The sequence below is a fragment of the Exiguobacterium sp. s161 genome (assembly GCF_018619045.1).
GTDB classification, from domain to species: Bacteria; Bacillota; Bacilli; order Exiguobacteriales; family Exiguobacteriaceae; genus Exiguobacterium_A; species Exiguobacterium_A indicum.
On the sequence record NZ_JACSNH010000006.1, the window covers coordinates 121,540 to 135,503 of the forward strand.

Below are 13,964 nucleotides of genomic sequence, written 5' to 3' on the forward strand. Positions count from 1 at the left end.
CAACAAAAAAAGGTGACACCAGGTCACCTTTTCATGGAGCAGACTTCATTAAGATAAGGATGATCAACAGAAACGGAACGATGAAAAGTAATGGAATGCCGACAATCGTGACGCATCCCACATCGATTTTCCGTTGTTTTCGGCGTTCGCGTTTCCCGGTCCGTTCTTCGCGCTCATTCACGGGACTCAACATACCATTCACCTTTTCTACTTAATAATGCAAATGCCGCGATGTATCATTCCAGACCTTTACGTAGAGCGTAATCAAGGCGATACCGTACAGGACACTCATGTATAACGAAAACTCACCAAACAATACATCCGTCCAGGCATTTAATCCAAACAATGGGACAACGAAGAGAAAATAGAACACGAACTGAACACTCGCCAATGCATCAAACCAAATCGTTTCAGAAAATGCGCCTTCGAGTAACGAAACACCATAAATGAATAACGCCGCAACGAGACCAATCCGGATATACCAGACCACGAGGCGAAGCGCCTTGTCTTCCTTCATATAGAATAGCGACCCGACTAGAATAACGAGCCAGACGACGGAGGCGATGCTTTGCCATCCGTTAATCGTGCCGTCCGGATGGAGCATGGCGGACCATCCATTGATACCGATCATGCCAAGTAAACCTATGATGAAGATGAGCCGATACGGTATGTACCTCTGACGCATGACGTTTCCTCCTCTGAAAACGAATAGATGTCACTTCTACGTTGTATATTCCATATGATGGGTTTTATTCCTTTTTCATCACGAAAAATAGTTCGGCTTTTTTGTTTAAGCTGATGACACAACAACAAGGGCTAACTCATCAGTCAGTCTATACAAAAGATAAGGGTGACAGAATGATGATCTGCCACCCTTATCTCGTAAAAAAATGACACGTTACACGCCACTCCTACAGGAAAAAGCGCATTATGCGCTGTCAGAGACAAACAAGACCCGTTTTCCTGCTTGGATGAAGCAGGAAAACTGGCTTGTGTCTCGCCTGAGGAAAGGGCGTGCAACGATGAGTCATTCTTTTTTGAGTCAAATCCTTGTTTCGGTCATTCCTTCACTTTAAGATTCACATCATCAATCGTCACGTCATGGGCGGCGAACGGCGAACCTTCCGCGCGTCCCATCAAGAACTTCAACGCACCTGTATCGGCTTGTCCCATCGTAAACGTATAGCTATACGTTTTCGGTGTTGCCGTGATTGGCTCGACTTGACTGAAGTAACGCGTGTACGAAGCATTTTCGACTGTTACTTCGATCGGACGCGGTACAGTCGACGATGCCGTGAAGCTCAATTCATATGTTTTGCCTTTCGCGAGTGACAAGTTTCCTTGCTCGAGTAAGACACTCCATGGTTCTTGTCCTTCCGCTCCGATTTGGATGCGTGCTGCTTCATTGACAGCTTCGATAGCGGCTTGCGCATCATAGTGGACGTATGACGACCACGACGTCAATCCGTTTGCGAACGAACCGTTCTTCAGTGGTGACGGATCGACCGGCACTGGTGTCACATCGATCAATTCCACATCATCGAGCGAGATTTTTCCGGCTTGTCCACTGAAGTCAAACACAAGCTGATTGTCGTCTGCCGTTTGTGTAGCTGTGAACGGAATGTCGACAGTCGTTGCTTGTTTCGTCAACGGTACAGTCGTCTGTTTCAATTGCTCTTGTGCTCCAGTGATTTTCACCTGAAGTGATTTCGCTTTTTTCGCACCTGCTGTGAATCGAAGCTGATACGCATGCCCGGCTTCTAGTTGAAGTCCCTTTTGCGTTAAGCGCGCTGTCGTTTTTTGACCATGTCCTTCATAACGGAAATCACGTGACTCGGGATCAACAGACCCTGTCGTCCACTTGTTACCATCGAAGTGCCAATACGTCAAACGATCCATCGCCCCTTGATCGAACGTTCCGTTGTAGACGAGGTTCCCGTCCGGTAGTGCCGGTTTTGTTGCATCTTCATCGATGACGCCGCGCGGAATCTGTTCGACACGGACGTTCCCGATCTGAACACCCGCTTTTTCAAGTCCGAGGTTGAACTCAAGACGCGCTGCGAGATCCGTCTCTGCCGCCATATCGAACGTGAACGTATGTCGTTTGACGCTCGGTGTCAGAGCAATCGACTGTTCATTTGAATATTTCGTGTAGCCACGCTCTGCTCCACCGCCGACTTTGACCATCATCTTCCGGTCTGCTGTGCTGCTCGCGTCAAAGCTAACTTGGTAACGTCCACCTTGCGCAAGGGATACGTTTTGAATCAGTTGGTGAGAATACGTCTGTGAACCAGGCTGATCAATCGTGACGTCTGCCATCCGTTGCCCTTCTTTTTCAATGATCGCAAGGCTTCCTTTGCCACCGAAGTCTGGGAGCGTGACGTAGTTCCAGTACAGCGGATCAAACGACTGATTCCCGGTGATCATCGTGACTGGTTTTTCAAACGCTGTGTCGTAAACGAGGTTGCCGTCGATCGGTTGTTTGGCTCCGTCCGGTAACGTTACGTTTTCGTAGGTCGGTTCGACCGGTTCACGGTACGCTCGGTTTTTTAAATCATAGACCCGGACGTAGTCGACTTCCATCTCGGCTGGGAACTTCGTCGTCGCATCGACCTCTCCATCGAACCAACCGCCGACCGCGAGATTCATGACGAGATAGAAGTTTTGGTCGAACGGTGCCGGATAACTATAGTTCGTTGCTGCGTTCAAGCCTTTGCTGTACCAATCGTTTTGTGTTTGATAGAGGTTGCCGTCAACGTACCAGCGGAGCTCACCCGGCTCCCATTCGACTGCGTACGTATGCCATTGGTCGATGCGTTGTCCGTCTGGGAAGTGGTAGTCTTTCCCCGTATACTTATTGTTCGGCCAGTTTTCTCCGTAGTGAATCGTTCCAGCGACCTTGTCCGGTTGACTGCCCCAAGCTTCCATCACGTCAATCTCACCGGACGCTGCCCACGCCCCGTACTTATCTTGCTCCGGTAACATCCAGAACGCAGGCCAGAGCCCTTTTCCGGTCGGGAGCTTCGCTTTGATCTCATAACGCCCGTACGTCTTACTGAATAATCCTTTCGTCTTCAGCTTCGCTGACGTGAAATCGTATGTACCGAGATCATCCGTCGTCTTTTCCTGCTTCGCCTTGATGACGAGTTTCCCGTTGCGAATAAACGAGTTGTCCTGTTTCGTCGTGTAGTATTGTTTTTCATTGTTGCCCCAACCCGGTGAGACCGGTTGTCCGTTCGCATCCTTGATCCAGTTCCCCGTATCATACGTCCATTTCGTCCGGTCGAGTTGTTTTGCCTGAAACTCATCCGACCAGACGAGCTTCCACTTCGTCTCTTTTTTGTCTGCCTTTGCGTCGACCGCTTGACCGCTCAGCAATAAACCGGTCCCGACCGCCAGTGCTACCCATGTCTTCATGTCTGTTTCCTCCTCTTAGTCAAAAAGAGGCAAGGACGAATGTTCGACCTTGCCTCCTTTGTCACGCTTCTTGCGGAATCGTTGCCTTATGTTGCTCGATGACGCCCGCATACCAGTGAGCGCTGTCTTTCCAAATCCGTTCTTGTGTCTCGAAATCGACGTAGAGAATCCCGAAGCGCTTATCGTAGCCGAAGCTCCACTCGAAGTTGTCGAGCAGTGACCAAAGATAATAGCCTTGGATGTTCATCCCTTCTTCGTTTAAATCAGACACGGCTTGCAAGTGTTGTGCGACGTAATCAATCCGGTTCTGGTCGGCGACGCGACCGTCGATCAATTCGTCGTCGAATGCCGCACCGTTTTCTGTGATATAGATCGGTAAATCCGTATACTCGGCGCGCAAGCGACGAATCAAGTCCTTGAATTCGCTCGGGGCGATATCCCAGCCCATGCCTGTCTTGTCATAATCCGAGTACGCATCCTTCTGCAGGAAATCGTTCGCAGCACTGAACTCGACGAGGTTGCGGCTGTAGAAGTTGATCCCGAAGAAGTCACACGGTACAGAGATCGTCTCCATGTCGCCTTCCTCGATGAACGCATAAGAATGGACGTATTTCGAGAACAGGTTCATCATGTCGACTGGATACTGACCTTTGAAGACTGAATCGAGGAACCATCGATTCGCATATCCGTCTGCATTGTTCATCGCCAACTGATCGTTGACGGAATCCGTCTTCGCATACTTCGGTGCCAAGTTCAACGTGATACCAATCGGTGTGACCGATTTGAACTCACCCTTCAACAGTTCGACTGCTTTTCCGTGTGATAATAACAAGTGGTGCACGGCACGAACGGCTTCGTTCATGTCCGTATGACCTGGTGCATGTTGTCCGAGATGGTAGCTGAGGAACCCGGCACACCATGGTTCATTGTGTGTGATCCACGAGTCGACGATCCCGTCGAGCTCCGCAAAACAAGCACGGGCGAAGTCGAGGAACCAGTCGACCGATGCTCGGTTGACCCAGCCGCCTTCTTCATGTGCCCAAAGTGGTAAGTCCCAGTGGTACAACGTCACGGCTGGCTTGATGCCTTCTGCCCGCAGACGTGTCGCGAGTTTCTTGTAGAAGGCCATGCCTTCCGGATTGTAGACCCCTTTTTGCGGGAAGATCCGTGGCCAGGCAATCGAGAAGCGGTACGTGTCGACGCCGAGACGTTTGATGTGCTGAATGTCTTCTTCATAACGGTGGTAATGGTCACACGCGACATCACCGTTATGTTTTTCGAAGACTTTTCCGTCCTCATCACAGAAGGCATCCCAGATCGAAGGCGTACGTCCGCCTTCGTTGTGGGCTCCTTCGATTTGATACGACGACGTCGCCGTTCCGAATACGAAGTTCGGTGCAAATTTCATATGTGTACTCTCCTTTAAGCTACTTATTCTTTAACGGCACCTGCCGAGATACTGCTGACGATATATTTCGAGAGGAACAAGAAGGCGATCATGATCGGTACGACGGAAATCGCGATCCCGAGATAGAGCGAGCCTAAGTTCTCTGCGACTTGTGATCCTTTCAAGAAGCCCATCAAGACCGGGAGCGTATACTTCTCTGGAGAGAAGAGTAAGACGAGCGGCATGATGTAGTTGTTCCATGAACCGATGAACGTAAAGATCGACATCGTTGCGATCGCCGGCATCATCATCGGCAAAGCGATCGTATGGAAGATCCGGAACTCACTCGCTCCGTCCATCCGTGCTGCTTCGATCAAACTCGGGTGCAGGACGGTCTGGACATACTGTCGGACGAAGAAGACCGTGAACGGACTCGCGATCGCTGGAACGATCAACGGGATATAGCTATCGAGCAAGCCAAGATTTTTACTTAATTCGTAGAACCCGATCAAACCGAGCTGACCCGGAACCATCATCATGACGAGCATGAAGACGAACATCGCGTTCTTTCCTTTGAACTGATAGAAAGCGAATCCGAATGCTGTCAACGCCGAGAAATACCCTGATAGGACGGTAACGAGAACGGCAATGATCAAGCTGTTCTTGAACCCAGACCAGATGTTGACGTATGAACTGAGGGCGGCGTAGTTCTCAGCAAGTGAGTTCCCGGGAATCAACGAGAACCCGGACAAGACTTCTTCGTTCGAGCGCGTCGCGTTGATGATCATCATCAAAAACGGGATGATACAGGCGATCGTTAAGACGACGAGACCAATATAGATGACACTTTTGCCGAACCAGGCTTTCTTTTGTTTCGGTGGTGGCGTCAACTTGAGCGGGCGTTCGGAACGCTCCGGTTGTTCCTCCGTTTGTGGCACGATCCGACGTGCTTCTGCATTTCGTTCCATCGGTCAGGCTCCTTTCGGCGAACGTTCTTTTCGGAACATCCCTTTGAAGACGATGATTGAAAAGACGAGCGTGATGGCAAACAGTCCGTATGCGACAGCAGCGGCGTAGCCATAGTTGTTGTATTTGAAAGCTTGGTTATAGAGATAGAGCACCATCGTGTTCAAGGCACCATCTGGCGCACCGACACCATCCGTGATCAACATCGGGAGGTCGAACAATTGCAGACCACCGATCAACGACGTGATCATGATGTAGAGCAAAATCGGTTTTAAGAGTGGCAACGTGATGCGTGAGAAAATCTGCCAACGGGTTGCCCCGTCAATCAAGGCTGCTTCGAAGTAGTCCTTCGAGATCCCGGATACGCCCGCCATGACGACGATGAACGAGTGACCGAGCCACATCCATGTCAGGATGAGCGAGACGGAGATTTGTGCCGTCACCGGTTGCGTCAACCAGTTGATCGGCTCCGAGATGATTCCGATTTTCATCAACATCATGTTCAGTGAACCATGCTGCCAGTCGAGCAAGATGCCGAACAATAAGGCGACCGAGCTGATCGTGATCAAGTTCGGTAAGTAGAACGTCGCCCGGAAGAAGGCAAGCCCTTTTAATTTCAACTGGAGATCCGAGAACAACAAAGCGAGCAATAAGGCGCCACCGATCTGAAGGATGAAGTTCAGACCCCAAATCTTCAGAGTGTTAAAGAACGCTTCGATGAAGTACGTATCCCCGAGTAACCGCGTATAGTTCGCGAGTCCGACGAGTTGTTCGCCTTCAGCGCCCGTGTAGTTCGTGAAACTGTAATAGAAAGTCAAGGCAACCGGATAGATGCTGAAGATCAAGAAGACGATCCAAAACGGTGCGATGAACAGATACCCATGCCGATCGAGTTTTTTCACAGGTCAAACCCCTTTCTTAAACAAGAAGAGGTGAGGCGAGGATCGCCCCACCTACTCTCCTTATTCCGGTACTTTTACGTCCGGATACGCGTTTTTGACTTTTTTGTAGAACTCAGCAAGTGCTTCGTCTTTTGATTTTTTACCTTGGACGTATTCCATGACCGATGCACCATACAATGTATCGAGCTGCTGGTCATACTTCGTGACGATTCCTGGTGTGATCTTGTCTGCTTGATCAAGGAAGAACTCATAGTTGTTCTGTCCGCCGAGAAACTCATCTTTGAAGTCGGTCTTGATTTTTTCAGTAACTGGCTTGTATGCTAACACGTCACCTGTTTCTTTTGCCCAATCTGTTAAGAACGCTTCGTCTTGCGTCATCATCTTGACGAAATCATACGCAAGCTTTTGTTTCTTCGAATCTTTGTAGACACCTAACCACGTACCACCCCAGAAGTATGGGCTCGGTCCGCTTGTGACCGCCCAGTCACCCGCTGATTTTTTCGCGTTTTCTTTGAGGACACTGTGAAGACCCCATGTCGGGAGAACGTAAGAGAAGACTTCTGTTTCAGTCTCTTTACCGTTTTCTTTGACTTTGACCGGTTTATCCATGCCTGCGAACCATGATGGTGACCATTCTGGTGCAAGTGCTGTGTATTGTTTCGTCCGAAGTTCTTTTGCGTAATCCATGTAATCCTTCTTGTCTTGTGTCAAGACGAGCTCTTGCTTATCGTTGACCCAAGGTTGTGGGTCGTTCCCTTGTGCGAACCAACGGATTGATCCTTCATCCGGGAACATCTTGTAGCCTTTGCTCTTCATTTTTTCAGCGACTTCGAAGACGCCGTCCATCGAGTCCATCATGCCGCCGATTTCTTTTGGATCGTCTGTACCGAGAACTTTTTTCGCGATGCTTCGTTTGTAGTAGACGCCACCTGGTGTCGTTTGCCATGACAGCGCACGCACGTTGCCGTCCTTATCTTTCCCCATGTCATAGACGTACGGAATATAGTCATCTTTGACTTCGCCTGCGTTGAATGGTTTTTCAGAGAAGTTCGCCCAGTAGCCGGCATCAACCCACTGTTTCAAGAACGCGATCTCACCTGTGAAGATATCCGGTGCGCCGACGCCACTTTCAAGAGCTGGTTTCAACTTCGTCGGGTAGTCGGCGATTGGCACGATCGTCAATTCGACTTTGACTCCGTTTTTCTCTTCGAACTTTTTGATAGGCTCTTTTAACTCATCCGTGAACGACCAGATTTTCAAGACTTCTTTCCCGCCGCTCGTCTTTTCTTCGCTGCTACCTGAACATCCAGCAAGGACGCTTGCTGTTAACGCACCGACTGTTAACACGCTAACTAATTGTTTCTTCATCTCATCTCATCCTTTTGTTAAGTATTCCGCTTGTAAGTAAGCGGTTTCAATTAATTATTCAAAAATACCGAAAGCGCTTTCGAAAAGGCTTTAAAGAAAATTCCCGAAAGCCCTTTCGGAAAAAGTGATAAAAATGATTTCGAAATCGCTCTCGCTTTTCCTCACTGACAACGAGCGAGAGCGATTCCGAAACAACCATTGTGTTATTCAGGTACTGGACCTGTCGATTGACGAACCATCAAGTTAACCGGAATGACATCGCGTGTCGTGACCCGTTTTTTGTTGACGATCTGTTCAATCAAGACTGATGCTGCATGTTGACCAATCGTTTCCGTATCTTGTCGGACCGTCGTCAACTTCGGTGTAATGTATTTCGCGACATAGATATCATCGTACCCAATGACTGAGATGTCTTCTGGAATCCGTAACCCGGCTTCATGAATCGCTTCAATCGCACCGATTGCCATTTCATCCCCGGCAACGAAGACCGCTGTCGGTCGTTCAGGTAATGCTAGCAATTCGTTCATTGCCCGCTTGCCTTCTTCCCCGGAAAAGAATCCACCGTTGACGAGATATCCGTCCGGAATCGGCAAATCAAGTTGTTCCATCGCTTGCTGATAGCCTTCAATCCGCGCTCTTCCCGCATCTGTCGACGTATCCCCCGCAATGTGGGCGATCAACCGATGACCGAGTTCGTGCAAATGATTGATGGCGAGTGTGCCACCAGTGATGTTATCCGAGTAGACGACACTACAATCGGCACTGTCCATGTCGACGACGACGATCGGAATCGTACTTTGAATCAACTCCTGGACGTGCTGGTCCATCTGATCGGAGCAGATGACGACGATGCCGTCGACTGCCCGGTGTCGGAAATGCTCGAGGTAACTCATATCACGATTGCGTAAGTTTCGCGATGCGAAGATGAGGTCATACCCTTGTTGTTCTGTTGCTTTTCGGAAACTCTCAATGATCGCGTTGAAGAACGGATGCATCATTCCGACGCCATGTGCTTCCGAGAACATGACACCGATCGTCCACGAACGTTTCGTCGAGAGCGACTGGGCGTGCGCGTTCGGTAAGTATCCCATCTCGGCCGCTGCTTGGACGATTTTTGCTTTCGTCTTTTCACTGACATCCGAATAGTTATTTAAGGCTTTTGAGACCGTTGTAATCGAAAAACCGGTCATCTTCGCTAAATCATAAATTGTTCCCATGCTACTCACTCCATTTCACCGAAAGCGCTTTCGATAAATTTAGTATACGAAGTCTCTCTGGAAGTTGCAACCTATTTTTTAATGAAAAATCAGATAAATTGAAAACGTTATCATTTATACTGGATTCAATACAAAAAGAAATCGATTTTTCTTTTAATACGAACAAATGTTTGGTATAATTAAAAAAACACAATTCGCCTTTTTTAGAGAGGAGCTTTCCCATGCCAATCAATCCGTATCTCGTCTTTAACGGCAACACGCGTGAGGCACTGACGTTTTATACACAGGTCTTCGGTCAAGAACTACCAGACATCATGGAGTTCGGACCAGGTCCCGGTCCTGATGGTCAGCCCTACCCTAAAGAGATGCAGTCGCTTGTTCTACATGCTGAACTGATCGTTCATGGTACCCGCTTAATGTTCTCAGACGCAATGCCGCATGATCCGGTCACGATCGGTCAGAATGTTACCTTGGCGCTCCACTTATCTGACGTAGATGTGTTACAGAAGACATTTGATCAACTCGCAAAAGACGGCACCGTCATCATGCCGATCCAAAAGACATTTTGGAGTGAAGCCTACGGAATCGTCGAAGATGCGTTTGGTGTGCAGTGGCAGGTCAATCATGTAGAGAGTGAAGTAGCGGTGTAACCTTTAAACTCCTCGAAAACCCGGGGAGTTTATTTTTAGTCTATCAAGCCATGGTATACTTTGAAAAAAGGGTTAGAAGGAGCGAATCATATGATATCGGTGACGTTGCGACAACAACTCGTTCAAGCGATTAACGTACACGTGCATGCTCATTTTATTATCTTATTCGGCTCCGGAGCTACGGGAAACATGACAGACGATAGTGATTTGGATATCGCTTATTTAAGTGACCACACCCTCTCCGCCTACGATCGATTTTTAATGGCGGGTCAATTAGCACGACTCGCTGGTCGTGAAGTTGATCTCGTCGATATAAAACAGATTGATCCGATTTTGACGATGCAAATCTTCACAGAAGGTTTAGTCATCGACTGTCAAAATCCGAATGAGCTGACACGACAACAAATGCGTGCTTATAGCATGTATGCTGCCTTTTCTGAGGAGAGGGCTCCAATCGTACAGTCAATCAAAGATCAGGGGAGTGTTTTTTAATATGAACGATGTGTTGTTAAATAAGATAGCGACCATTGAACGTTGTTTATTAAGAATACAGGACGTCTACCAGAACGAACCTAGTCATTTAAAGGATTACACCAAACAAGATAGTATCATTTTGAACATCCAGCGGGCATGTGAGGCAAGTATCGATATTGCCATGCATCTAGTTCGAACACGGAAGCTTGGTCTACCTAAATCGAGTCGTGATGGATTTCAGTTGCTCGAGGAAGCTCAGCTCATCGATACTTCCCTAGCTACTAGTCTCATGAACATGGTCGGATTTCGTAACATTGCAGTACATTACTATCAATCACTGAATCTAGACATTCTTCAAGCGATATTAGATCGTCATCTTAATGATTTTTTGACATTCACTCGAACTGTCATTGAACTAGAAGATTGATTCGCTACGAAGCTTTTTTTATAGGTAAAGGCGATTCCGTAAGTTGGAATCGCCTTTTGTTTAGCTATCGCTTAAAAAGTTGCATGCATAATTGGCTGAATTAACGGCTCCAACTAGTATTGTCTTATGTGTGGAAAATCCTCCATTTCCACAGACCTCTCCATTGTAATGTAGCCAAACAAAATAGAGTGATTTTTCAAATGTTTATACAGGTTCAAAGCAATTTACAGGAATGGTTGATGATTTAAAATATGTCATAGGCGTTGAAGAAGGACATATATATTAACTTAATTCATGAATGGAAGAAGGAGTTGTGCTTTATGGATATCCAAACCTTTATCTTTTTAGAAAATGAACAGAAACATGTGAACATCACAGAAAAAGATCGCATTAAAGTGTACATTCAGCAAAAAGAGGATTGGTTAGAGGATGGCTTTTTAAATCTAGACGGTACAATTTCTTTTGCCCAGAATGGAATCATACAAGGAGCCGATCACTCAGATGAACTTGCACCACTGTGGCAGTACTATGCAGACGCTTTGAAAAACTGTCTAGAGGATGGATCTGCTACATTCTATTTCCCGAACACACCTATCGAAGTATGCTTTAAAAAAATAAGTGAAAATCGCTTCTCATTAACCATCGATCAAGAAGAGGCTAGCTATAATACTTCAGACTTCATTCGAGCTTTTAAACAAGCAGCTTTATCTTTTCATCGGCTCATCGAGGTCATTTCTGATCAAAAATACGAGGATGATTTACTCGAAAAAATAGAAAGCTTACCACAATAATAAAGGCGATTCCGTGACTTGGAATCGCCTTTTACTTAGCTCTCGTTTAAAGAAGTTGAACGCGCAGTCGACTGAATCAATTGCTTTAACCAGGCTTGTCTTGCTTCTACTGAAAAATCTTCATTTTTGAATACTTCTACTCTGAATGGAAGTAATTCGAACAACTGACGCTCCAGTGTTTGCCGTGCCTGTAGAATCGCAATCGTCCCTTTCACTCCTGATAACGAGTGATTCACACCATATGCTTGCTCTGTGTAGTAGGATACGAATCCGTCCGCCCATTCTGTCGGACGCTCGTTTAATGCTTTACGGAAGCTTCGTTCTACATCTGGTTGATCAACATAGATTAGAACAGGATGGAGCGGCGTAATGATCGTCGCTAAGCGTTCAATATACGCTCGCAACGTCTCTTCCGGTAAATCGTATTTGATGAGCCCCATCGTCAACGGATTTTGCAAGAAGCAACACTCAAAAACATATGTTGTATCCGTCGTTAACGCTTGATCGACGAACGCTTCCCACTTTTTAAAGATCAATGACTGATATAACTCGAACGGCAGTTCATAGATATCACGTGCTTGCAGAAATGTAAGTGCTGCTTCAGGAACATCTTGTTCTGATTGCCACTGACGATACGATACCAGTACGTCGTCATTGAACACCTCAGTAAATCGTAAGACATCGAGTGAGGCGTACTTGCTTTGAAAGTCTGCCCATTCATTGAGCGTTAAGTAAGCGACACTCTCATAATCTGCAGGATGGTTGAGATCTCCTTCGATATGAAGACGCGTATTGGTTTGTTGCTCTTGCAATAGACGAGTTAATGCTTCAGCTGTTGTTGTTTTGCCTGAGCCCGGGAGTCCTTCTATTAGATAAATTTTGGTGCTCATACTGTACACTCCTCAGATTATTTTCGTGTCACTGTTTGATACTTCATTTCTATAGTACACAAAGTAGTCAAAGATAGATCATAAACAAAATAAGTATTGAAGAAATAAAAATCTAAATATCCTCTCAAAAGTTATTTTTAATATATATTCATATGAATATTTTAATTTTTTTGTTAATAAATTGATTGTTTTTAATGATGTAAGGGAATTTTATTAATATTACACTGTTCTAGTTTTTAAAAAAGGAGGTCTAATATGCAAACTATATTAATAATCATGAATTATTTTTCGTTAACGATTTTAATCTTAACAATTATTTATCGTTCCCAAGTTATAAAAAAGGGTCAGTCTTCAGAAAAAGTAAAAAACACTACCCTTCTACTTCAGTTAAGTAGCCTACTATTCACCTTAACTCTACTCAATGTGTACGTTTTGTATAATCAAGATGGTCAGTATGAAATCATAATGCTACCGATTTTATATGTCATCATATTTAGTTCACTTTGTTGGATGCTTTATTACAGCTACAAAAATTCAAAAAGTCGGCCCTCTCCGCAAATTTTCATTCCAACTATTTTGCTATTCACATTATTTATACTCACTGTATTTGCCACTGCACTTCATTTTGAAAATATTTTTTACATCATACTTTGCATTGGTATAGTAGGTATTTTTATGAGTGTGCTTTTTTTGTTAAAGCATCAGTCTTTTAAAGAGCTTCCTCTAATATGGAAGTTTATCTTACCTTTTGGCATCCTATTCTTAGTAACCTCGTACGAAGTGATTACTTCAGCCCCCACTGAGATTAATTCAGAATCTACTGCTAGTACTTCTACCAATACTGATAGCACGACTACAGATGACTCCGTTGATGAAGAAACGACTGCTGAAGAACCTATAACTAGCGACTCTGAGATAGAACAAGACACTTCTGTCGATATAGCAGATGTGCCTGATAAAAAAATTTATGATCAAACAGAAAAGTACTATGGGTCATACAGTTCTTTGAAACTACAAAAAATTAATAAAAAAATTGAACTAGCCCCTAATTTCTTTTACGAAATCGATCAAATCGAAATTGGAAAGGTCACTGACTATAAGCCATTCGTCAAAAAATTCATGTTTGATGTAGAGCCTACTTCCGTATTAAAAGTAACTGCAACCGTTCAAAACAATACATCAATAGACTATTACTACTCGTTTGCTGGCACTTTTATCAATAACGGTATAAATGAATATAGTCCTGTTGGAAAGTTCACACTGGACAAAAGCTATGATCCAGACGCAGATTTGCCTCTCCTAAAAGCCGGTATGATTGATAAGGGGAGCTTCTATGTTTTTATGGAAGAATCAGCTGACACGCTGACTTCTCTTGATTTCTTAATCGGATTACCAACAGATCCTGCTACAGGAGATCCGATTGATTCTTCTTTTGATAACAGCATGACGATTGAACTTCCATAATCGCAAAAGAC

At 45.6% G+C, this 13,964-nt stretch carries 14 protein-coding genes; 5 read left to right on the forward strand and 9 right to left on the reverse strand.

What is annotated here, in order from left to right; genetic code table 11:
* Positions 1-31: 31 nt before the first annotated feature.
* The 8 genes from KNQ14_RS14245 to KNQ14_RS14280 form a co-directional block, all read right to left on the reverse strand.
* Positions 32-193, reverse strand: coding sequence for a hypothetical protein (locus tag KNQ14_RS14245; RefSeq protein WP_193748996.1), 162 nt, complete (start codon positions 191-193; stop codon positions 32-34).
* Positions 194-211: 18 nt separating this feature from the next.
* Positions 212-685, reverse strand: a complete 474-nt coding sequence (locus KNQ14_RS14250) for a hypothetical protein (RefSeq protein WP_214861444.1) — start codon at positions 683-685, stop codon at positions 212-214.
* A gap of 374 nt (positions 686-1,059) precedes the next feature.
* Complete coding sequence (locus KNQ14_RS14255; RefSeq protein WP_214861445.1) at positions 1,060-3,417, reverse strand: carbohydrate binding domain-containing protein; 2,358 nt, start codon at positions 3,415-3,417, stop codon at positions 1,060-1,062.
* Between the two features lie 61 nt (positions 3,418-3,478).
* On the reverse strand, positions 3,479-4,825 hold the full coding sequence (locus KNQ14_RS14260; protein WP_214861447.1) for a GH1 family beta-glucosidase: 1,347 nt from the start codon (positions 4,823-4,825) through the stop codon (positions 3,479-3,481).
* 23 nt (positions 4,826-4,848) lie between these two features.
* Positions 4,849-5,772: a carbohydrate ABC transporter permease gene (locus tag KNQ14_RS14265; RefSeq protein ID WP_081637442.1), complete on the reverse strand. Its 924-nt coding sequence runs from the start codon at positions 5,770-5,772 to the stop codon at positions 4,849-4,851.
* A 3-nt stretch (positions 5,773-5,775) separates the two neighbouring features.
* Positions 5,776-6,672 carry a carbohydrate ABC transporter permease gene (locus KNQ14_RS14270; protein ID WP_023466912.1) on the reverse strand — a complete coding sequence of 299 codons (897 nt, stop codon included), beginning with the start codon at positions 6,670-6,672 and terminating at the stop codon, positions 5,776-5,778.
* Positions 6,673-6,732: 60 nt separating this feature from the next.
* A complete protein-coding gene (locus tag KNQ14_RS14275; RefSeq protein ID WP_214861450.1) occupies positions 6,733-8,040 on the reverse strand; it encodes an ABC transporter substrate-binding protein in 1,308 nt (435 codons plus the stop codon).
* Positions 8,041-8,243: 203 nt separating this feature from the next.
* Positions 8,244-9,257, reverse strand: a complete 1,014-nt coding sequence (locus KNQ14_RS14280) for a LacI family DNA-binding transcriptional regulator (RefSeq protein ID WP_174315962.1) — start codon at positions 9,255-9,257, stop codon at positions 8,244-8,246.
* A gap of 221 nt (positions 9,258-9,478) precedes the next feature.
* Between KNQ14_RS14280 and KNQ14_RS14285 the strand changes: the two genes are divergently transcribed.
* The 4 genes from KNQ14_RS14285 to KNQ14_RS14300 all read left to right on the forward strand — a co-directional run bounded on the left by KNQ14_RS14285 (position 9,479) and on the right by KNQ14_RS14300 (position 11,599).
* The gene (locus KNQ14_RS14285) at positions 9,479-9,907 is read left to right on the forward strand and encodes a VOC family protein (RefSeq protein WP_214861452.1); all 429 of its coding nucleotides are present in this window, start codon (positions 9,479-9,481) and stop codon (positions 9,905-9,907) included.
* 90 nt (positions 9,908-9,997) lie between these two features.
* Positions 9,998-10,399 carry a type VII toxin-antitoxin system MntA family adenylyltransferase antitoxin gene (gene mntA / locus KNQ14_RS14290; RefSeq protein WP_214861453.1) on the forward strand — a complete coding sequence of 134 codons (402 nt, stop codon included), beginning with the start codon at positions 9,998-10,000 and terminating at the stop codon, positions 10,397-10,399.
* A 1-nt stretch (position 10,400) separates the two neighbouring features.
* Positions 10,401-10,808 carry a type VII toxin-antitoxin system HepT family RNase toxin gene (gene hepT, locus KNQ14_RS14295; RefSeq protein ID WP_214861454.1) on the forward strand — a complete coding sequence of 136 codons (408 nt, stop codon included), beginning with the start codon at positions 10,401-10,403 and terminating at the stop codon, positions 10,806-10,808.
* A 320-nt stretch (positions 10,809-11,128) separates the two neighbouring features.
* The gene (locus KNQ14_RS14300) at positions 11,129-11,599 is read left to right on the forward strand and encodes a hypothetical protein (protein WP_214861455.1); all 471 of its coding nucleotides are present in this window, start codon (positions 11,129-11,131) and stop codon (positions 11,597-11,599) included.
* Between the two features lie 35 nt (positions 11,600-11,634).
* Here KNQ14_RS14300 and KNQ14_RS14305 read toward each other — a convergent pair whose 3' ends face one another.
* The gene (locus KNQ14_RS14305; RefSeq protein ID WP_214861456.1) at positions 11,635-12,489 is read right to left on the reverse strand and encodes a P-loop NTPase family protein; all 855 of its coding nucleotides are present in this window, start codon (positions 12,487-12,489) and stop codon (positions 11,635-11,637) included.
* 255 nt (positions 12,490-12,744) lie between these two features.
* Here KNQ14_RS14305 and KNQ14_RS14310 point away from each other — a divergent pair, with 255 nt between their 5' ends.
* Complete coding sequence (locus tag KNQ14_RS14310) at positions 12,745-13,953, forward strand: hypothetical protein (RefSeq protein WP_214861457.1); 1,209 nt, start codon at positions 12,745-12,747, stop codon at positions 13,951-13,953.
* Positions 13,954-13,964: the final 11 nt, after the last annotated feature.